The following is a 19326-nucleotide window of genomic DNA, read 5'->3' as shown; positions in this document are numbered from 1 at the left end:
GAGGAATTGACATGGCATTATTAAACGGATTCAAAGAAACAGAGACAGAGCAGCAGTACAGAAGAGGCGAAATCTATTACATCAACAACGCAAGCAAGGAACACGTCGGAAGTGAGATGAAAAAGGACAGACCTGCGGTGATCGTCTCCTGCGATGCGAACAACAAGCACAGTGATGTGCTCGAAGTGGTTTTCCTGACATCAGCACCGAAGAAAGACCTTCCGACGCACGTTACGATCAGGAGCACCGGAAGAAAGTCAGAGGCATTATGCGAACAGCCGACTCCGGTGTCTGTGGAGAGAATCAACAACTTCGTCGGTAAGGCATCAGAGAAGGAAATGGAGCAGATTGACATTGCACTCCTGATCGGACTCGGAATCAAACTGGCAGGAGCCGAAAATCAATCGGGGGGGGCCTCGCGGAAATCTGAACAGCAGATTCAGAGCAGCGTGAAGGACAGAAGCAAGGAAGAATCGGAGAAAATGGCCGAAGAGAACCAGATGCTTCGAGAAGAACTGAAAAAGCAGCAGGAGAGCACAATCCGATCAGAGGCGGAGTGCTCTGCATATAAAGCAATGCACGAACAACTGCTGAAAAAGCTAATGGAGAGGAGGGAATGAGATGCACAAGCTGGCACTACTGATGGAGGACATCGCAAGAGCAAGCGTGTCGGCAGTGGTTGGCCTGTTCATGTTAGGAGTTGCAATCGTGATCGGAATCATCGTTCTGGTCACGATTATGACCGTGTTGAAAATGGCAATCAATGACATCAGCGAGTTTTTCAAGAAAATAGCAAGGAGAAGATGATGAACAAAGCAATTTTGATGGGCCGCATGACAAGGGACCCGGAAATCCGGTATTCAAATGGACCGGAGCAGACAGCGGTGGGAAGATTTACGCTCGCCGTGGACAGAAGAGGACAGAGACAGGGGAATCAACAGAACGCAGACTTCATTCCGTGCGTTGCCTTCGGGAAGAAGGCGGAGTTTGTGGAGAAATACACGCACAAGGGAACAAAGGTGATCGTCGAGGGAGAAATCAGAACAGGAAGCTACACGAACCGGGAAGGAAGAAAGGTGTACACCACAGAAATCTATGTCAGTGACATTGAGTTCGCAGAAAGCAAGGCGGCAGCAGAACAGAACCAGAACCGGAACGACGATCAGTACGGAATGACAGGTGATGATGGATTCATGAACATTCCAGACGGCGAAGAGTTACCGCCTTTCAACTAAAGGGCGAGAAAGAAGGTGAAGAGATGAGATTGAGAGACGCAGCAAAGTGGATTAAAGAGAAAATCACAGGAAAGAAGACAGAGGAGACTCCTGTTCTGACACCGATGATCGCAACAGAGGAAGACATCGAGAGGGCAAAGAAAATGGACAGGGAAATCGAGGAGATGGAAAAGAAATCGGCACTCGTGGCCCCGATCGTCACCTCACAGGCAGAAATGGAGCGTCTGCAAAGATTCGAGGCAGGTTCAAAGCAGATCGCAGAGATGACAGGGAAGCCACACGAAGAAGTGGCAGAAGCAATCCTGAAGGTCACAACAGAGACATCTGCATCACTGGAAGAAGCAACCGAACAGGTACGCGAAAGAATGGAGTTGCAGGCAGAGGTTGCAGCAGAGGCGAAAGAAGAGTCAGACACTCCGTTCGTTCAGAGATGGGCGGAAGCACTAGGAATGACAGTTCAGGAACTGGAACAGCAAACCGGATGGACGGCGGAGCAGTTGGAGCAGAACATCATTGACAGCAGCAGGATTATCACAACTGAACTCGTCAAAGCACAGAGACTCATGAAAATACTTATGACCAACAACGGCCGGAGACGAAAAGGGATTCCGATGGTGAGACGGCAGCAGTTACTGCGAGCAGAACGGAACCAGAGGAGGAGAAGGAGTGAGAACAGGAAAGAATCATGAAGGATATTCAGACCCGACGGCGAGTTGTGCTGTCGGGCATCTGACGCATGAGGAGAAACAGAGGGAGAAGAAACGGAAGGAGGAAAAGAAGCGTGATAAAAGCAGTGTGCTGGGGAGTGCTCATTCTGATTCTTCTGGCAGTCGCAGCACTGGCACTGTACATCGTCGGGATGACCCTGTACTTCAATTATCAGCTAAAGGACGGCAGGACAAGAAGAGAGTACACAGAGAAGCAGAAAAGGGCAGACGAAGAACAGATTCAGGCAATCAGGGAAATGCAGGCAAGGAAAGAAGAAAAGCGTCAGAAAAGGCGGCAAAGAAAGAGTGAAGCAAACAGGAGGTAAAAGAGATGGATGCAACAAACAACGAGAAGGCGGAGATTCTGAAATGGATGCTCGGCCAGATTTACCGGGCAGAGAAGAGAAAGAAGCAACTTGACGAGAGGCTGGTCAGGATTGCAGAGGAGAGGGACGCTCCGATTGGCGGTGTCGGATATAGGCCACTGCCGCGATCTTCTTCGGGAGAAGGCAATGGAGCAGCAAGCATCATCCTGAAGATGTCAGACATCGAGGAGAGAATCTACACGCAGAAGGAAGAAGTGGAGAAGGCAATCGTTCGCGTGATAGACATTCTGGATTATCTGCCGCAGGATAGTCTGGAAAGAGAAATCTGCGAACTGCGACACATCGACATGAAGCCATGGAAGGATATTCAGGAGAGCATCCCGATGTCACGGAGCCAGTGCAACAAGAGATACAACAAGGCGATTGAGATGCTGCTGAACAAGGGACGCATCGAGCGCATGATCGAAGAGAACGAGGAAGCATACACGGACTGGAAACTGGACAAGGAATGGAAGATGCTGAAGAAATCCCCTGAAAAACAAAGTGGGGATATTGAGTCGGGAAATAAATCTGGAAAATATTTTCAGGAAAATCAGAAAGTAAAAGCGGTTAGCAATGCGGACAGAATTGATCGCAGAAAGAAGAAGGGAATGAAGACACAAAGGACATGATGAACGAACGGCAGCAGGAGCCGCCTTCATCGCATCTGCATGGAGCAGGTCACAACACATCCATCTCACGGCAGCGGAGAACCACGAAAAAATAAGGTGGGGTATTCGTTGCCGTTTTCTTTTCTGGAAATATCGGGCAGTCAGATAGGGAGCAGACAAGAGAGCCGGAGCAGTTGCAGGTGTCAGACTCTGACACGCAGGAGATCAGAGCAGGAGCATCGGCAGCAGTACATACATAGCAGGGCAGACAAGAGGAGTCAGAGGCAGAGGACAGGCAGTGGAGCGCACGGAGGCAGTGAGAGCCAGTACAGAAGGACAGGAGAGCAGAGACAGCAGAGGAGACGGAGGCGGCAGCAGGAGGCACGAGAGGGCGGCAAGGACACACAGGAGGAGTAGAGTGGACAGACACGACAGGGAGCAGGCAGGGCAGAGAGAAACACGAGACACAATGAGACATTCAAGTGTGCTATGATGGTAGCATGGACAAGCGGACGAGTGAGAGCGAAGCAACGTGACCGCGCCACATAGTACAAGAGCGAGAGCACAGGGAGACACTGACGAGGTGATCTCCCTGTTTTTGTGTCCTGCGACTGATGCAACGATGGCGGCAGGGCGCAAGGTACTTCCGCAGGGGGCCACGAATGCGGGGCGCGGAAGGTCCGGTATTTTTGCCTGTAAAGTCAAAAAAAATACGGCACTTCCTTCCTCTTTTGCCGCTGAAATGGAGGTGAAAATCAGAAAATGGATGTAAATCAGAAAGAACTCGCCGCCATTTTAGGCATCACAGACCGTCGTGTCCGGCAATTAAAGAACGAGTTCGGCTTGTTTTCAAAGGGTTTGTCGAGTGAAAAGAAACAAAAAAACTATGTTTTGGAAAAATGCGTCCCTGAATACATCAATTACAAGCTGGAAGCGGAAGTGCAGCAGGGTACAGGCTACAACAAAGAAAAGGAACAGGCCGAGCACGAGCAGATCAAGAAGAAAATCTCCATCCTGAAACTGCGGAAGCTGAAAAGAGAGCTTCATGAGGCAGACGATGTGGAGGAGTTTCTGACGGATATGCTTGTGAATTTCAAGAACAGGCTTTTGTCCGTTCCGCAGAAGGTCGCACCTCTGATCGTGTCAGAGGATGATGTGAATGTCATTCTGGACATTCTGGAAAGAGAGATTTTTCAAACATTGGAGGAATTATCAGAGTATGACCCATTGAAAATAGACAAAGATACCACATCACAGATACTGGAAGAGATGGACGAGGAAGAGGACGAGGACGAAAGCGAGTAAAGGGGTGAAAGAGTTTGTCATCGTCTGAACGACAGCGTTCCCGGCAACGGACGAGAAATTTATTTGTAAACACAATTAAAGCCACACTGAAGAAACCGGAAAAGCTGACCGTTTCACAGTGGGCGGAAAAATACAGAATACTGGATGAGTCCAGCAACTTCTCCGGCCAGTGGTCGAATGACATCACTCCGTATCTGGTCGGAATCATGGATGCGTTCAATGACCCCTACATTCAGGAGATCAACTTCTGCAAGCCGACACAGGTCGGCGGAACGGAAGCGATGCTCAATATGCTCGGATGGATTATCATGGACAGTCCATCACCGACTATGATCGTATATCCGAGCGATGATCTGGCGAAGGACACCTCAAACGACAGAATCAAGCCGTCTCTGACGAAGACACCAGAGATCAAGGAGCGATTCTATGAGCACTCATCGAAGGAACTGAACCTGAAGTTCCGAGGGATGAAGATATACCTTCGAGGTTCCGGCTCTCCCGGAAAGCTGGCATCAAAGTCAATCAAGTATCTGTTTTTCGATGAGATCGACAAGATGGACGGTGCATCGAAGAAAGAGGCATCGCCATACAATCTGGCGAAGGAGAGAACCAGAACATTCACATATAGCAAGAAGATATACACTTGCTCAACACCGACGCTGAAGACGAACTATGTCTGGCAGATTCACGAAGATGCAGACGAGCAGAGGCATTATTTCATGCCGTGTCCGCACTGCGGAGAGTATATCACGTTCGCGTTCAAACAGATTCATTTTCCGAGCGGAGAAGGGATGACAAACGCAGAGAGGGCAAAAGAGGCCGTCTATGTGTGCCAGGAGTGCGGATGCGAGATCACCGACAAGGACAAGATCAAGATGCTTCGGCAGGGCGAGTGGAGAGATGTGAAAGGAACCTGCATCGGAAAGCCGAGAAAGGTGTCATACTGGCTCAATGCTCTGTATTCACGATTCCTGTCATGGGCGGAGATTGTGAAAGAGTTCCTTGACTCAAAAGATGACCCGGAGAAACTGCAAAACTTCGTCAACTCGTGGCTGGCGGAGCCGTGGGAGGACACGAAACTGAAGACAACAGCAGACACAGTGGCCGAAAGGCAGACTGATCTGCCAGAACTTGCAGTGCCGGGATGGGCGAGGATGCTGACTGGTGGTGTCGATGTGCAGGAAACGTGCTTGTATTGGACCATAAGAGCATGGGGAGATCACATCACATCGCAAAATATCGCGCATGGACAGGCAATGTCTTTTGCGGACATTGAAAGAGTGATGAATCTGGCATATGAGCGAGAAGACGGTCAGAAACTGGTCGTGTGCTTGTGCCTGATTGACTCTGGATATGATTCGGACGGAACATATGACTTCTGCGCGAACAATTCAGACTGGGCCTTGCCAGTCAAAGGCTCGAACAATCCCATGATGTCGCATTTCAAGATGTCGAAAATCAATAAACCGACAAGCGCAGCACACGGAATGAATCTGGTGCTCGTTGATGGTGACAAGTACAAGGACATGATCGCGGCCAGAATGAAAAAACCAAACGGTCGAGGCTCATGGATGGTATATGAGGGATGCGATACTGAATACGCAGAACAGGTGACTGCGGAGCATAAGATCAACACGAAGTCGGGCAAGAAAACGATTCAGAAATGGGTTCCGAAGCGTTCTCACATCGACAACCATTACCTCGACGCAGAAGTGTACGCGCTGGCAGCGGCAGACATCAGAGGAGTTCGTTCGATGCACTTGGACAGTGAGGAAGAACAAGAACAGCCGCAGCAGGAGGAAAAACAGTATGCTCCTGAAGAAGCGTGGATAAAAGCAAATGAAAACTGGGTATAGGAGGAAAGTCGATGGAAGAAATGGAACAAATGAACACCGAAGAGTTGCTAAAGCAAGTCAACACAGCAATCCGAACGGTCCTGATCGGAGGCCAGTCATACCAGATCGGAAGCCGAAAACTGACCAGAGCAGACCTGTCACTTCTGCGACAGATGCAGAAGGAACTTCAGGCAGAAGTGAACGCGCAGGAGGCATCTGGACTTCTGGATGATACATACGTTGCCTTCTTTGATGGGAGGTGAGAACGGTGAACTGGTTAGATGCAGCAATCTCATTCGTGTCTCCTGAATGGGGCGCACGAAGAGTGGCATGGAGAAACGAACTGCGGAACTATGATGCAGGAAACGACGCAAGGCTGAATGCCGGGTGGAGAGTTGCAAACTATTCGGCAGAGGCAACCGACAGAGGGAACCGAGAGTATGTGCGAGCACGAGCAAGGGACCTTGAACGGAACTCTGATGTGATGAACTCCGTGCTTGGAGCATACAAGAGAAACGTTGTCGGAACCGGATTTCAGCTTCGATCAATGACGAAGAAGAACGTGGTCAACAAGGAACTAGAACGATTGTGGAAAATCTGGTGCAAGGCCAGAAACTGCGATGTGACAGGACAGCAGAGCCTGAACCAGATTCTGCGAATGGCCGTCGTGAGAAAGAAAGTGGACGGAGGAATCCTGTTCGTGAAGAGATACACACGAGACGGAATCCTGCCGTTTTCACTTCAGATGCTCGAAGTGGATGAACTGGACTCAATGCACGTTATGCCGGAGAAAAACGGAAATCGTGTGGTCGGCGGCATTGAATACAATACCTACAATCGCCCGGTCGGGTATTGGATAAGGCAGTACCAGATCGACGGATATACAATCGGGAATCCGGTGTATCTGAAGGCATCGGATGTCATCTTCTACTACACGAAGAAACGTCCGAGTCAGATCAGAGAGATGTCAGACATGAGTCCGACAGTGACAAGGATTCGAGATGTCAATGAGTTCATCACAGCGGTATCAGTCAAAGAGAGAATTGCCGCCTGCCTGTCAGTGTTCATCAAGAAGGCTCTTCCGGTGTCTGGCATCGGAAGAAACGTCGGAGCATCGCAGGACAAGGCGAATTATGACGGAAAGACCCTGACTCCGGGCATGATTAAAGAACTGAATGCAGGAGATGAGGTGCAGGTCGTAAACCCGACAGGACAGGCAGCAGATGCCACTTCATTCGTGAAGCTGCAACAGCGTCTCGTCGGAGCAGGACAGGGCATTTCATACGAGGCAACGAGCCGCGATATGTCCGAGACAAATTATTCATCTGCGCGTCAGGGAGCCATTGAGGATGAGTTGACGTTCGCAGAAGAGGAAGAACAGATTCTGGCCGTACTGGATGAGATATACGAAACCTTCGTGATCTCCTGCGTGTTGGCAGGAAAGGTGGATATTGCAGACTTTTGGGAAAGAAAAGAGGAGTATCTGCAACACGAATGGATTAAACAGCCGAAGAAATGGATTGACCCGGTGAAAGAGTCAAATGCAACAAAGACGGCGATGCAGACCGGGCAGAAGACGTTCAAACAGATTGCGGCAGAGAACGGTCGAGACTGGCAGACACAGATCGACGATATGGCGGAAGTTCTGAAATATGGACAGAAGAAAGGAATTGATTTAGGAGGTGTGGTTTTCGGTGGCAAAGTGCAGAAGAAAGAAGAAAACAGCACAGGCCAGAATGACAATGGCACAGATGGCGGAAGCGAAGAGAAGACCCCTGTCGAGGGAGGAACCGGAGCAGAAGCAGGAAAGAAATAAAGGCATCAGAGCACTCGTGGACTGCCAGATCAGAGCAGTCGAGGGTGAAGGGAACGAAAGAACATTCGTGCTCTCGTTCTCTTCGGAAGCACCATATACACGCTGGTTCGGACAGGAGATTCTGGACCACACAAGGGAATGTGCGGACCTGACAAGACTCAATTCAATCGGCGTTGTTCTCTATAACCACAAGAGAGACAAGGTTATCGGGAAAATCAACAAAGCATGGATTGAAGATCAGAGAGGTTATGCAGAGATCACGTTTGACTCTGACGCAGAATCCGAAGTCATCTATCAGAAAGTGAAGTCCGGGACTCTGAAAGGAGTGTCCGTCGGCTACATGGTAGAGGACTGGGAAGAAGTAGCACCGAACAAGGTGTCAATGGATGGACGTTTCACTGGTCCGTGCTCGATCGCGAAGCGGTGGATTCCGTATGAAATCAGCATCGTGAGCGTTCCAGCAGACCCTACGGTCGGAGTAGGCCGTTCGATGACGGCAGATGAGGCGGCAGCATGGAATGAAACCTATGCTCGGCAGTTACAGTATAACAAAAACATCGCAAGAGGAGGAAAAAGCAGATGACAAGAGAACAGATGCTGGCTCGGCAGAACGAAATCTTGCAGGCAGCGAGAGCGGAAAGCAGAGCAATGACAGCAGAAGAGAGAGCGGAGTTTGACACCTTGCAGCGTTCAATCGAAGCACTCGACAGAGCAGGAGCCACAGCAGGCGGCGAGGGAAGTTCCAGAGGCGCGGCAGCAGGTGAGGGCGAAGGAAATGGAGACGAAGGCGGAGAAGGCAACGGAGACGGAGCAAGAAGCGCAGTCGAGAATGAAAGAGCCAGAATCAGACAGATCGAGGAGATGTGCCGCGATTTCGGAATGAATGAGCAGGTCAGAGGGTTCATCGACAACGGAACAACAATGGAGCAGGTGAGAGCAGCAGTCATCGAGCACATGAGACAGGCATCCGCACCAGTTCACACCGGAGTAAGCGTCGGAGACAGCGCAGAGGACAAGTTCAGAAGAGCAGCAGTTGACTCTCTGCTCCTGAAGGCAGGTCTTCAGATCGAGAACCCGGCAGACGGAGCGAGACAGATGATCGGTATGCATATGCGTGATCTTGCAATCGAGTGTCTTCAGATGGACGGAACAAGCGAGAGAGGACTGAACAGAAGAAACTCCGACGAACTGTATTCTCTCCTGTCCAGAGGGTTCTACAATCCAGAGGCAGCGTTCCCGGCAATCTTAGACCAGACGATCGAGAAAGCATACAGAGAGGGACACAAGAAGGTTGCAGTCACCTTCGACAGATTCACGAAGAAAGGAAGTCTCCCGGACTTCAAGACCCACGACAATTATTATGTTGCAGGCCCGGTCGGAGAGTTTCTGGAAGTGCCGGAGAATGGCGAGCTGAAGCATGATGTATTCACCGATGACAAGCTGCCGCAGAGAAAACTGAAGACATACGGAAGACAGTTCACCCTGTCCAGAAAAGCCTTCATCGACGATGACATTTCTCTGGTGACATCCCTTCCGGCTCGTTACGCAGCAGCAGCGAGAAAGACCATCAACAAGCAGGTATTCCAGATTCTTGTCAATAACCCGGCAATCTATGACGGAACTGCTCTGTTCGGCTCAAACCACAAGAACCTCCTGAAGACAGGAACAGGAGTGACACAGGCAGCAATGCAGACGATGATTATGGCACTGGCGAACCAGAAAGATCAGTTCGGAGAAGCAATCATCATCAATCCTGCACAGATCGTCGTTCCTTCCGGCATGAAGTTTGATATGTACACACTGTTCAACTCACCGACAATCAACACCACAGACAATACACAGGCAGTCAACCCACTGTACCAGTACAGAGATCAGATCGAGGTCGTGGAAGACCCGACAATCAATGCACTCTGCGGTGGAATGGGTAACGTGATGCCGTGGTGGTTATTCGGAGCAGCCGGAGACTGCGACGGAATCGAAGTTGATTACCTGAACGGTCAGGAAATCCCGAACATTCGTCGTATGGAAGCACCGGGTCAGCTTGGATTCGTGTGGGACATCTTCCTTGACTGGGGTATCTCTGTCATGGATTACAGAGGCATGGTGAAGAATCCGGGTGTCAAAGTAGAGACAAAACTGGAACTGGCATAAGAGAAGGGAGGCAAACGCAATGAGTAAAGCAGAATACTGGCAGCGCGGAGAGTCTATTGACTACAAGAACACAGGAAGCAGTGCAATCGAAGCAAATTCCGTGATCGTTCTCGGAAAGAGAGTCGGTGTGGCAGGCATGACAATCCAGCCGGGAGAGACTGGAAGCCTTCATGTGAAAGGTGTGTTCCGATTCGAGAAAGATGACAGCGAGATCACGGCAGGGGCAGAGGTATATGTCACTGCGGCAGGCAAGATGACAACAACTGCATCAGGAAATACTGCGGCCGGATTCGCAACAGAAGCGGCAAAGGCAGCAGAAACATCAGTGCTCGTCAATATCAACGCATGAGAGAACTGATTGCGCTTCGCCCTGTACTGTACCACGCACATCAGTATAGTACAGGCGAAAGCCTTCCGGTGAACGATCAGGAAATGACAGAATTGTGGCTCAAAGCAGGAACTGCAATGTGGAAGGAAGACGAGCCAGAACCACAGGCAGCGCAGGCAATTCCGGTGACAGCCGTTGCAGGTATGCCGGGAATGAGCGATGCAGGCACTGATGGACTGATCGGACGTATTCCAGAGACACCGGAAAGAAAAACCGCTCCTGCGAAGAAACCGACAAGAACCACAACGAGAAAGAAGAAAGCATGACCTTCAAAGACATCATAAAGAGGGATGTGCAGCAGACTTTTTTGAACGTGGATGAGTTCTCGGAGATACACACAGTCAACGGAAAGCCGATGGCAGTGCAGATCGACAACAACGAGCAGATTGAACGAGAGAAGAGATACAGTCAGCACATGGACGGAATATACGTCAAACAGGTGCTCATGTATGTATCTGCGGAAGATTATGGACCGCTCCCGAAGCAGGGAACAGCCGTGAGTCTGGACAAGAGATCATACAGAGTGGCCGATGCGATTGCTGAAGATGGAATCTATTCGATCACGTTGGAGGCGAACAGAGGATGATTACCTATGAGGTAAACAGGGCAGAACTGGAACTGGTTGAGAAGAAACTGGGAGACATGAAGAGCAAGGCCCCACAGGTATTCAAGAATGCCGTGAACAAGACTGCAAGGCAGGCAAGGAAACGCATCGCACAGAGCGCAAAAGGAGCCTATACCGTAAAGCAGGTCGGATTCAATAGTCACATGAAGATCAAAAATGCGTCAACAGGAAACCTCACGGCATCGGTGGATGCGGATGGAAAGCCTCTGACACTCATACGATTTAAGAACCGGGCAGGCAGACCGAAAAAAGGCGGAGCAGCCGCGGCAGCAGACATCGTGAACGGTGGTCTAAAGCAACTGGTCAGTTCGCAAGGTGGAAAAGCGTTCAAGCGCAACGGACTGGTGATGCAGAGAGAAGGAAAAGACAGGCTCCCGGTCAAAGTGTTTCATTCAAACTCTGTCCCGAAAATGGTTGAAAAAATATATCAGGGCGAGAGAGGAATGGCAGGAGCACTCAAAGAGCCGATACAGTCAGACCTTCGCAAAAACCTCGAAGCAGAGATCAAGAAGATTGTGGGGTAAGCCATGACAGCAGCAGAACTTCAGAGGGACCTCGTGGAAGAAGTGAAGAAACTTTTTCAGGGAATCACGACAGAGAATACGTCAGGGGAAACCGTGACAGGGGTGAATGTGTATGAACAGAACCTTCCAGTCGTGACGGATGATGAAGAAGATGAATCGCAGTTCTTTCCATACGCTCTCGTGAAATTAGAAACAGGAAAAACTGCGGACGATGATAGTCCGTGGGTGGTTGCAACAGAGATTCACTTCGGGATATGCGATCACTCAAAGAAGAATATCGGTCACAGACACATCATGAATATGATTCAGGATGTGGTGGACAGATTTGCAGCAGAGCCTCTTCTGAACCAGAAGTTCAGAGCGGAGCAGGACATCGAATGGGCCGTTCAGGACGAAGACACATATCCGTTCTACTTCGGAGGAGTTGCGATCTCATTCAATGTGCCGAAGATAGGAAGGAGGGAACCGAAGCATTATGCCGAGGAAGACAGATACTGCTGAAGCAGTAAAAGAGACTGAAACACAGGCAGCAGCCGAAGAGGTGAAACAGGAAAATCTGATGTATGTGGGACCTACGATTCCGGGCATCGGAATCCAGAACAGAGTATACACAGAGATTCCTGAAGCAGCAAAAGAAGCCTGCAAAGACGTACCGGAAATGAGAAACCTGTTCATTCCGGTCATCAAATATCCGATTGCAGAGAAGATGCTGCGTGAAAGAAAAGGATATATCTTCAGTGCGTTCAGAAAGGCACTGGAATATAAAACAGAAGGAGGAAAATAAACAATGAGCAAACATGGAGTTTTTGTGCAGGAAGAAGCAACTGCGCTGACCGCGCCGATCACTGGTTCCTGTTCAATTCCGGTCGTTGTGGGAACTGCTCCGGTCAATATGGTGCAGAACCCGGAAGATGTAATCAACACACCGATTCTCGCAAACTCGGCAGCAGAGGCGATGGCCGCACTGGGATATGTGGATGACTTTGCAAACTATACCTTGTGTCAGATGATGTATGCGACAAATAACATCTATCAGGTGTCACCTGCGGTCTATATCAACGTACTTGACCCAACAAAACACAAGAAAGCACTGACGGAAACAACTGCAACAGTGAGCCAGATGCAGGCGAAGATCAGCACGAAGGGAATCATCCTGAAAGGACTGGTTGTGAAAGCTGCATCAGCAACACTGACAGCAGGAACTGACTATACAACAGAGTTCGACACTGACGGAAGCCTGATCGTCAATCTGATTGAAGGAGGAAAGGGAGCATCCGCAACATCTATCACAGTATCAGGAAATGTGCTTGACCCGTCCATGATTACAAAGGCGGACATCATTGGAGCGTATAACGCATCCACAGGAAAAGAAAGCGGTCTGGAAGTAGTAAGACAGGTATATCCAAAACTCGGAGTTGTTCCGGGATTGATTGCTGCTCCGGGATGGTCACAGATTCCAGAAGTCGGAATCGCAATGTCCGCAAAGGCGGCGAACATCAACGGAGTGTTCAAGGCAGTTGCACTGGTCGATCTGGACACAACGAAGGCAACAAAATACACGGACTGCAAGAAGACAAAAGAGGACAGCGGATTCACTTCTGCGTTCTGTTATCCGACATGGCCGTGCGTAAAGGTTGGAGATTATGTGTTCGCAATGTCTGCCGTAGTTGCAGCACTGATCGCATACACCGATGCAAGCAATGACGATGTGCCGTCCCTGTCTCCGTCGAATGAAATGCTCGGAGTGACAGGAACCTGTCTGGCAGACGGAACAGAAGTGACTCTCGATCAGGATCAGGGAAGCACAGTGAACACCTATGGAGTAGCAACAGCAATCAACATGAATGGATGGAAGCTGTGGGGCAACTACACAGGTGCATTTCCTTCCAGTGGAGATGCAAAAGACATCTGGCTCGCAGTCAGAAGAATGTTTAACTGGCACGGCAACAATTTCATTCAGACCTATTTCGAGAAGGTCGATGACCCGATGAACCATGTGCTGATCGAAAGCATCATTGATTCAGAGAATATCAGATGCGCGGCATATGCACCGGATAAATGGGCCGGAGCAGAGATGCAGTATCTCGCAAGTGATAACCCGATCACGGACACATTGGCAGGAAAGATCACATTCAGACAGCGCATCGCACCATATACACCTGCACAGGAGATTGACAACATCCTGTCCTATGACACGGATATGTTAAAGAACGCATTATCAGGAGGAGGTGAATAATCATGGGTATTGTTATTCCTGAAGTATTAAACCATTACAACGTGTACAACGACAAAGCGAAGAAGCTGATCGGAATTTCCGGTGAGATTGAACTGGGAGAACTGGAAGCACTGACAGACACACTCGAAGGAGCAGGAGTGCTCGGAGAGATTGAGGATGCAGTCACTGGCCAGTTCGCATCAATCAAGATCAAGATTCCGTTCTCTGTACTCTATGAGGATATGTTCAGCATCATCGACACAACGACTCCGCCGCAGTTGACTCTCCGGGCATCTATGCAGTGCATGGACCCGACAACCGGAGCAACTGGCTATTATCCGGTCAAGATCGTTGTGAGAGGTAAGGCAACGAACACAAACCTCGGAAAAGCCACAAAGGGCAAGAAGATGGAACCGGAGGTCGAACTGGAAGTTCTGTACATCAAGATTCAGATCAACAACAAGACCACACTGGAACTCGACAAGCTGAACTTTAAGTTCGTGCTGAATGGAAAGGATATGCTGGCGAAAATCAGAAGTCAGGTATAAAAGGAGGATAAAAGATCATGAGTGAAGTTAAAAACGAAGCAGTAGAGCAGGCAGCAGTACAGGCAGAGGAAAGCAAGATGAAACTGTCAAAGGTATATGATTTTGAGGGCGCGAAGGTGTCCGAGATTGATTTCTCTGGTCTGGAAAACCTGACCGCAAACGATATGATTAAGGCGAACAAGGTCCTGAACACTTCCGGCAACGTGACCGTGCTGCCGGAGACGAATCTGGAATACACACTCGTCATCGCAGCATCCGCAACGGATTACCCGATCGAGTTTTACAAGCAGCTTGCACCGAGAGATGCAATCAAAGTCAAAAACAGAGTCACAAGTTTTTTCTTCGGAGAGGAATAAGAATCGACGAACTGTCGGAACTCCGAAAGTTATGCCTTGTCTTGTCAATGAACCTGAAGACAGGTCTGGATTATTTTCTGGACCTGTCTTTTTTTGACCTTTTGGACTTGTGCGATGACATGAAGGAGGTGAGCCAGCGTAAGTCATGAGTGAATATAAGGTATCAGTGAAGATTGCAGGTCAGCTTGAAAAGTCATTCAACTCTGCACTTCAGGGAGCACAAAAAGGACTGGAAGGGTTAGGCTCACTCGGAGTTAAAAGTGTACAGCTTGCAGCAAAGTCTCTGACGGCAGCAGGAGCAGCCATTGGAGCAGTCGGAGTGGCAAGCGTAAACGTCGGAAGAGAGTTCGAGGCACAGATGTCCTCGACAGCAGCAACGGCAGGAGCCACGGAAGAGGAATACAAGAAACTGGAAGCGGCCGCAATGGAGTGTGGAAGGACCACATCGAAGACGGCAACGGAAAGTTCTGCCGCACTCGAATACATGGCCCTCGCCGGATGGTCAGTAAATGATTCTATCTCGGCATTGCCGAGTGTTCTGCGACTATCGGAGGCAACCGGACTCGATCTGGCACGAACGTCTGACCTCGTAACGGACAGTATGTCGGCCTGCGGAGTAAGCGTGGACAATCTGGCCGGGTATCTGGATATTTGCGCGAAGGCGAACAACAAGTCAAACCAGACTGCGGAACAGTTGATGGAGGCATATTTGGGTGTCGGAGGTGTTATGACGAACCTAAACGTGCCACTAACCGAGTCAGCAACTGCTCTCGGTGTACTCGCGAACAGAGGTATTAAGGGAAGCGAAGCCGGAAACGCACTGAACGCGATCATGGCAAACCTGACAACCGGAACCGGGCAGGCAGGAGAGATGATGAAGTCTCTCGGAATATCTGCCTTCGACTCGGAAGGAAAGTTCATCGGATTAAAGGCAACGCTTGAAACACTGAACACGGCACTGGCCGGATGCACGGAGGAAGAACGAAACGCAGCACTGGCCGCAATAGGTGGAAAGCAGCACGTTGACGCTCTGAATGACCTCATGTCAGGTCTGAACACGACGCTGGAAGATGGTTCGACAGAGTGGGAAAACCTCACGAAAGAACTGGAAAACTGCGACGGTGCGCTTGAAGCGATGGCACAGACGAAACTGGACAACCTGAACGGCGATCTGGCGATCTTCCAGTCAGCACTTGAAGACACTGGTATCAAGATATACAAAAACCTTCAGGGACCGCTCCGGGAAGTCGTACAGTTTGGAACAGATCAGATTTACAGACTGTCCGATGCGCTCGCAGACGGCGGTTTTCAGGGCATGGCGGAGACACTTGGAGATGTTCTGGCCGACTGCGTGACAGAGGTAGCAAACTACGCACCACAGCTTGTCACGATGGCATCAACGCTCATGAGTTCTCTTCTTCGAGGACTGGTTGACAATGCCCCGGCACTGACATCGGCAGCGGCTACACTGGCAACTTCAATCATCACGGCGATTGTGCAGTACATCGCTGAATTTTACACAACAGGAGCAACGCTTCTGGCACAGTTCCTGCAAGGGATGGTCGGCAAGATGCCGGAGATCATTCAGGCAGGAATCACGGCAACGCAGAACTTGTCACAGGGAATTTTATCGCAGTTCCCGACGATTGTGAGTGCTGCATTGCAGATCGGAACGCAACTCATCAACGGACTGGCCGTCATGCTCCCGACACTGCTCAATATGGGAATCCAGATGGTCGTTCAGCTTGCTCTCGGAATAGCGCAGCAGGCTCCGCAGATCATTACCGCAGGAGTCAATCTCATATTCCAGTTAGCAAACACACTGCTCTCATCGCTGCCGCAGCTTGTATCAGCAGGATTGACGCTCGTGCAGGGCATTGCGATGGGAATTGTATCTGGTCTTCAGTACATCTTTACGGATGGAGTCCAGATCATCCTGAATCTGGTGAACGGAATCCTCTCGTCTCTGCCGCAGTTGCTCTCGCAGGCAACGCAGGTGGTGATGACATTCCTTCAGGGCCTCGTTTCGGCACTGCCGATGATCGTGCAGGGCGGAATCCAACTGGTGCTCGGTCTGATTCAGGGAATTGTACAGAATTTACCATCAATTTTGACGGCAGCCGTTTCGATGGTTCAGACATTGCTGTCAGGATTGATTCAGATGCTGCCGCAGATCATCGCATCAGGGGTTCAGCTAGTGGTCGGATTACTGTCAGGTATTGCACAGGCACTGCCGAGTATCATCACGGCCGGACTTTCCATGATTCAGACTCTGGTGCAGGGAATCGTTCAGTCGATTCCTTTAATTTTGCAGGCCGCGATTCAGGGAATCATCGCATTCGTGCAGGCGATCGCATCAAATGCAGGAACAATCGTGTCATCTGGAATCCAGTTGATCGTTGCGCTCGTGTCTGGACTCATTCAGGCAATCCCGACAATCGGTCAGGCTTGCGTACAGATTCCGGCGGCAATCATAGAAGCAATTTTTTCAACCGACTGGATTCAGGTCGGAGCCGATCTCATAAAAGGAATCGGAGAGGGCATCATAAATGCCTTCGGTGGCCTCGTGGACTCCGTGAAAGGTTTGTGGAGTGATTTCGTCGGATGGTTTACCGGAGACGGAGAAGAGGCAGGAACAGCAGCCGGAGAAAGTGTGGCGGCAGGAATTGATGCAAGCACACCGAGCATCACAGCATCGGCACAGAACGCATCACTCGCAGCACAGAACGGCTATCAGATAGATACATCACTGTTGACGCAGTACGGAACGAACATGAATGCGTCACTGGCAGGAGGAATTGACGCATCATCGTACCTCGTACAGACGGCCGCAGGGCAGTCAGGAACGGATGCGATGACATCTCTGAATAACTCCCTCGTTAGTATGCAGGGAACGCTGAATACAACGGCGCAGGGAACCGGAACAGAGACGATGAACAGCCTTCTGACCGGGTTGCAGTCGCAGCAGGTCGCACTGGATGCCGGAGGACTGGCAGCAGGAACGAGCCTGACGAACGGAATGTCAACAGGTGTGGCCACTGGCTCGGCAGGATTGCAGGAACAGATTTCTGCATTAAGCCAGACAGCAACAAGCACATTGAGCAGTACGATCGACGGAAACCTTCCGGGTGTAACAGCATCAGCAACAGCATCAGGAGCCGCGATCACGAACGGAATCACATCAGGAATTGATTCTGGAATGTCAGGAGCAACAGCATCGGCAGCGAATGCCAGCGTTGACACAATCAACGCGATGGCAGACGGAATCAGCAATGGTGCTGCGACTATCACACAGACAATTTCAGAACTGACACAGACGGTCACAGAAGCATTGAATCAATGCTGGTCGGATGTGTCGAACAGCACGACAACTGCGTGGTCAGAAATCGGCACGAATATGTCAACATCTCTGACGCAGACCTCAACTCTGGTCGAGACTTCGCTGACCACAATGCAGACAAATGTGCAGTCAATCATGGAGTCGTTCACAACCGGAACGGCCGAAAAAATGACGCAGATGGGTTCGTCCATCCAGACTGCCCTGTCAGAAATTTCCGTGAACATAGATTCAACAATGACATCTATTCAGACCGGAATCGCGACGAGCACACAAGGATGGAGTACAGCCATGTCTGCGGCAATGCTGTCCCTGACGGTATCTATTCAGTCAGGAATGGCGCAGGCAACGATGACCGTGACCGTGGCGATGCTGTCACTTAGAACAGCAATTCAGACAGGCTCAACGGCAGCAAGTACGGCGATGCAGACCGGAATGACACAACTGTCACTGACGGTCAGAACGAACATGATGCAGTCAGCTATAACAACGCAGGCTCAAATGATGATGATGCAGACAGCAGTGCGATCAGGAATGACACAGATGCAGTCAATCACAACGATCACCCTGAACCAGATTCGTACAATCACGACAACGACGGTCAATACGGCCAGATCAGTCACGACGAGCGGAATGAGCAGCATCGTTTCGGTGGTGCGGTCAGGAATGAGTCAGCTTGTGGCAGCAGTACAGAGCGGATGCAATCAGGCAGTTGCAGCAGCCAGAAGCGCAGCAAACGGCATCAGGGCAGCATTCGCAAGTGTGAGCCTGTATTCGGCAGGTATCAACATGATGAGCGGACTCGTCTCTGGTATCAATGCCATGCGAGGAGCAGTCATGGCCGCAGCATCGAGCATCGCAGCAGCGGCAGCGGCAGCAGTCAATTCAGCACTGAAAATTCACTCACCATCGCGAGTGATGATTGAGTCCGGTCAGTTCGTAGGCGAGGGCCTTGCAAGAGGTATGACAGCCACGGCCGGAATCGTGCAGAAAGCAGCATCACAGTCGATGACGCAGCCAGTTCTTGAAAGCAGCAATGAAGTCAGAAAAATTGAAGCACCAGCAACGGTGCAGAGCAGGAGTTCCGTCATCGGAGAGACGATCGGAACGCTGACAGGAGACAGACAGCAGGGCAAGAACAAGCAGGATGAACAGCCGATGACATTCGTGTTCAGTCCGACATACCACTTCGAGGGCGAAGCACCGAGCAAGGAGGACATCGTGGAAGCGAACCGGATGAGTCAGGCGGAGTTCGAGAAGCTGATGAAAGAGTGGATGAAGAAACACAAGAGAACATCGTTCGCATAG

The 19326-nt window shown here is 50.3% G+C and carries 24 protein-coding genes; all 24 read left to right on the top strand.

All coding sequences use genetic code 11. The features are described from left to right. The first annotated feature begins 11 nt into the window (after positions 1–11). The gene (locus FXV78_RS01825) at positions 12–620 is read left to right on the top strand and encodes a type II toxin-antitoxin system PemK/MazF family toxin (protein WP_004840200.1); all 609 of its coding nucleotides are present in this window, start codon (positions 12–14) and stop codon (positions 618–620) included. A 1-nt stretch (position 621) separates the two neighbouring features. Next, positions 622–807: a hypothetical protein gene (locus FXV78_RS01820; RefSeq protein ID WP_004840201.1), complete on the top strand. Its 186-nt coding sequence runs from the start codon at positions 622–624 to the stop codon at positions 805–807. Continuing rightward, complete coding sequence (locus FXV78_RS01815) at positions 807–1235, top strand: single-stranded DNA-binding protein (RefSeq protein ID WP_039959137.1); 429 nt, start codon at positions 807–809, stop codon at positions 1233–1235. Before FXV78_RS01820 ends, FXV78_RS01815 begins: the two co-directional genes overlap by 1 nt. A gap of 23 nt (positions 1236–1258) precedes the next feature. After that, positions 1259–1924 carry a DUF2226 domain-containing protein gene (locus FXV78_RS01810; RefSeq protein ID WP_004840203.1) on the top strand — a complete coding sequence of 222 codons (666 nt, stop codon included), beginning with the start codon at positions 1259–1261 and terminating at the stop codon, positions 1922–1924. Positions 1925–2016: 92 nt separating this feature from the next. After that, on the top strand, positions 2017–2268 hold the full coding sequence (locus FXV78_RS01805; protein ID WP_131588769.1) for a hypothetical protein: 252 nt from the start codon (positions 2017–2019) through the stop codon (positions 2266–2268). Between the two features lie 5 nt (positions 2269–2273). Next, entirely contained in the window at positions 2274–2939 is a 666-nt protein-coding gene (locus tag FXV78_RS01800) for a hypothetical protein (protein ID WP_004840205.1), read from the top strand. A 108-nt stretch (positions 2940–3047) separates the two neighbouring features. Beyond that, the gene (locus tag FXV78_RS01795) at positions 3048–3335 is read left to right on the top strand and encodes a hypothetical protein (RefSeq protein ID WP_131588770.1); all 288 of its coding nucleotides are present in this window, start codon (positions 3048–3050) and stop codon (positions 3333–3335) included. Positions 3336–3450: 115 nt separating this feature from the next. Next, positions 3451–3690 carry a hypothetical protein gene (locus tag FXV78_RS01790; RefSeq protein WP_004840207.1) on the top strand — a complete coding sequence of 80 codons (240 nt, stop codon included), beginning with the start codon at positions 3451–3453 and terminating at the stop codon, positions 3688–3690. Next, positions 3681–4223 (top strand): hypothetical protein, encoded by a 543-nt coding sequence (locus FXV78_RS01785; protein ID WP_004840208.1) that lies wholly within the window; start codon positions 3681–3683, stop codon positions 4221–4223. Before FXV78_RS01790 ends, FXV78_RS01785 begins: the two co-directional genes overlap by 10 nt. A gap of 14 nt (positions 4224–4237) precedes the next feature. Further along, positions 4238–6079 (top strand): terminase gpA endonuclease subunit, encoded by a 1842-nt coding sequence (locus FXV78_RS01780; protein WP_004840209.1) that lies wholly within the window; start codon positions 4238–4240, stop codon positions 6077–6079. A gap of 11 nt (positions 6080–6090) precedes the next feature. Beyond that, positions 6091–6321, top strand: coding sequence for a hypothetical protein (locus FXV78_RS01775; protein WP_004840210.1), 231 nt, complete (start codon positions 6091–6093; stop codon positions 6319–6321). Between the two features lie 5 nt (positions 6322–6326). Further along, positions 6327–7874, top strand: a complete 1548-nt coding sequence (locus FXV78_RS01770; protein WP_105084790.1) for a phage portal protein — start codon at positions 6327–6329, stop codon at positions 7872–7874. Further along, entirely contained in the window at positions 7795–8457 is a 663-nt protein-coding gene (locus tag FXV78_RS01765; RefSeq protein WP_233447403.1) for an HK97 family phage prohead protease, read from the top strand. Before FXV78_RS01770 ends, FXV78_RS01765 begins: the two co-directional genes overlap by 80 nt. Beyond that, entirely contained in the window at positions 8454–10025 is a 1572-nt protein-coding gene (locus FXV78_RS01760; protein ID WP_004840213.1) for a phage major capsid protein, read from the top strand. Before FXV78_RS01765 ends, FXV78_RS01760 begins: the two co-directional genes overlap by 4 nt. 19 nt (positions 10026–10044) lie before the next feature. After that, a complete protein-coding gene (locus FXV78_RS01755; RefSeq protein ID WP_004840214.1) occupies positions 10045–10374 on the top strand; it encodes a DUF2190 family protein in 330 nt (109 codons plus the stop codon). Then, positions 10371–10679 (top strand): hypothetical protein, encoded by a 309-nt coding sequence (locus FXV78_RS01750; RefSeq protein ID WP_004840215.1) that lies wholly within the window; start codon positions 10371–10373, stop codon positions 10677–10679. Before FXV78_RS01755 ends, FXV78_RS01750 begins: the two co-directional genes overlap by 4 nt. Continuing rightward, positions 10676–10999: a hypothetical protein gene (locus FXV78_RS01745; RefSeq protein ID WP_004840216.1), complete on the top strand. Its 324-nt coding sequence runs from the start codon at positions 10676–10678 to the stop codon at positions 10997–10999. Before FXV78_RS01750 ends, FXV78_RS01745 begins: the two co-directional genes overlap by 4 nt. Continuing rightward, positions 10996–11562, top strand: coding sequence for a phage tail protein (locus FXV78_RS01740; RefSeq protein WP_004840217.1), 567 nt, complete (start codon positions 10996–10998; stop codon positions 11560–11562). Before FXV78_RS01745 ends, FXV78_RS01740 begins: the two co-directional genes overlap by 4 nt. Before the next feature lie 3 nt (positions 11563–11565). Next, positions 11566–12063 carry a hypothetical protein gene (locus FXV78_RS01735; RefSeq protein WP_004840218.1) on the top strand — a complete coding sequence of 166 codons (498 nt, stop codon included), beginning with the start codon at positions 11566–11568 and terminating at the stop codon, positions 12061–12063. After that, positions 12038–12346: a hypothetical protein gene (locus FXV78_RS01730; RefSeq protein WP_004840219.1), complete on the top strand. Its 309-nt coding sequence runs from the start codon at positions 12038–12040 to the stop codon at positions 12344–12346. The genes FXV78_RS01735 and FXV78_RS01730 overlap by 26 nt, the downstream gene beginning before the upstream one ends. Before the next feature lie 3 nt (positions 12347–12349). Continuing rightward, positions 12350–13798 carry a phage tail sheath family protein gene (locus tag FXV78_RS01725; protein WP_004840220.1) on the top strand — a complete coding sequence of 483 codons (1449 nt, stop codon included), beginning with the start codon at positions 12350–12352 and terminating at the stop codon, positions 13796–13798. Between the two features lie 2 nt (positions 13799–13800). Then, a complete protein-coding gene (locus tag FXV78_RS01720) occupies positions 13801–14325 on the top strand; it encodes a phage major tail tube protein (RefSeq protein ID WP_004840221.1) in 525 nt (174 codons plus the stop codon). Positions 14326–14342: 17 nt separating this feature from the next. After that, positions 14343–14681: a hypothetical protein gene (locus FXV78_RS01715; protein ID WP_004840222.1), complete on the top strand. Its 339-nt coding sequence runs from the start codon at positions 14343–14345 to the stop codon at positions 14679–14681. 145 nt (positions 14682–14826) lie between these two features. Beyond that, positions 14827–19326 (top strand): phage tail tape measure protein, encoded by a 4500-nt coding sequence (locus FXV78_RS01710; protein ID WP_004840224.1) that lies wholly within the window; start codon positions 14827–14829, stop codon positions 19324–19326.

This window comes from Mediterraneibacter gnavus ATCC 29149 (assembly GCF_008121495.1).
Taxonomy (GTDB): domain Bacteria; phylum Bacillota; class Clostridia; order Lachnospirales; family Lachnospiraceae; genus Mediterraneibacter; species Mediterraneibacter gnavus.
The sequence above is the reverse complement of the archived record's forward strand: the minus strand, read 5'-3'. Positions and strand labels throughout refer to the sequence as shown.

Excerpts from the sequence above, each read along its gene's own strand:
- FXV78_RS01825 (WP_004840200.1), top strand. The coding sequence starts at position 12 with ATGGCATTATTAAACGGATTCAAAGAAACAGAGACAGAGCAGCAGTAC.
- FXV78_RS01820 (WP_004840201.1), top strand. The coding sequence starts at position 622 with ATGCACAAGCTGGCACTACTGATGGAGGACATCGCAAGAGCAAGCGTG.
- FXV78_RS01815 (WP_039959137.1), top strand. The coding sequence starts at position 807 with ATGAACAAAGCAATTTTGATGGGCCGCATGACAAGGGACCCGGAAATC.
- FXV78_RS01810 (WP_004840203.1), top strand. The coding sequence starts at position 1,259 with ATGAGATTGAGAGACGCAGCAAAGTGGATTAAAGAGAAAATCACAGGA.
- FXV78_RS01800 (WP_004840205.1), top strand. The coding sequence starts at position 2,274 with ATGGATGCAACAAACAACGAGAAGGCGGAGATTCTGAAATGGATGCTC.
- FXV78_RS01785 (WP_004840208.1), top strand. The coding sequence starts at position 3,681 with ATGGATGTAAATCAGAAAGAACTCGCCGCCATTTTAGGCATCACAGAC.
- FXV78_RS01775 (WP_004840210.1), top strand. The coding sequence starts at position 6,091 with ATGGAAGAAATGGAACAAATGAACACCGAAGAGTTGCTAAAGCAAGTC.
- FXV78_RS01765 (WP_233447403.1), top strand. The coding sequence starts at position 7,795 with ATGACAATGGCACAGATGGCGGAAGCGAAGAGAAGACCCCTGTCGAGG.
- FXV78_RS01760 (WP_004840213.1), top strand. The coding sequence starts at position 8,454 with ATGACAAGAGAACAGATGCTGGCTCGGCAGAACGAAATCTTGCAGGCA.
- FXV78_RS01755 (WP_004840214.1), top strand. The coding sequence starts at position 10,045 with ATGAGTAAAGCAGAATACTGGCAGCGCGGAGAGTCTATTGACTACAAG.
- FXV78_RS01750 (WP_004840215.1), top strand. The coding sequence starts at position 10,371 with ATGAGAGAACTGATTGCGCTTCGCCCTGTACTGTACCACGCACATCAG.
- FXV78_RS01745 (WP_004840216.1), top strand. The coding sequence starts at position 10,676 with ATGACCTTCAAAGACATCATAAAGAGGGATGTGCAGCAGACTTTTTTG.
- FXV78_RS01740 (WP_004840217.1), top strand. The coding sequence starts at position 10,996 with ATGATTACCTATGAGGTAAACAGGGCAGAACTGGAACTGGTTGAGAAG.
- FXV78_RS01735 (WP_004840218.1), top strand. The coding sequence starts at position 11,566 with ATGACAGCAGCAGAACTTCAGAGGGACCTCGTGGAAGAAGTGAAGAAA.
- FXV78_RS01730 (WP_004840219.1), top strand. The coding sequence starts at position 12,038 with ATGCCGAGGAAGACAGATACTGCTGAAGCAGTAAAAGAGACTGAAACA.
- FXV78_RS01725 (WP_004840220.1), top strand. The coding sequence starts at position 12,350 with ATGAGCAAACATGGAGTTTTTGTGCAGGAAGAAGCAACTGCGCTGACC.
- FXV78_RS01720 (WP_004840221.1), top strand. The coding sequence starts at position 13,801 with ATGGGTATTGTTATTCCTGAAGTATTAAACCATTACAACGTGTACAAC.
- FXV78_RS01715 (WP_004840222.1), top strand. The coding sequence starts at position 14,343 with ATGAGTGAAGTTAAAAACGAAGCAGTAGAGCAGGCAGCAGTACAGGCA.
- FXV78_RS01710 (WP_004840224.1), top strand. The coding sequence starts at position 14,827 with ATGAGTGAATATAAGGTATCAGTGAAGATTGCAGGTCAGCTTGAAAAG.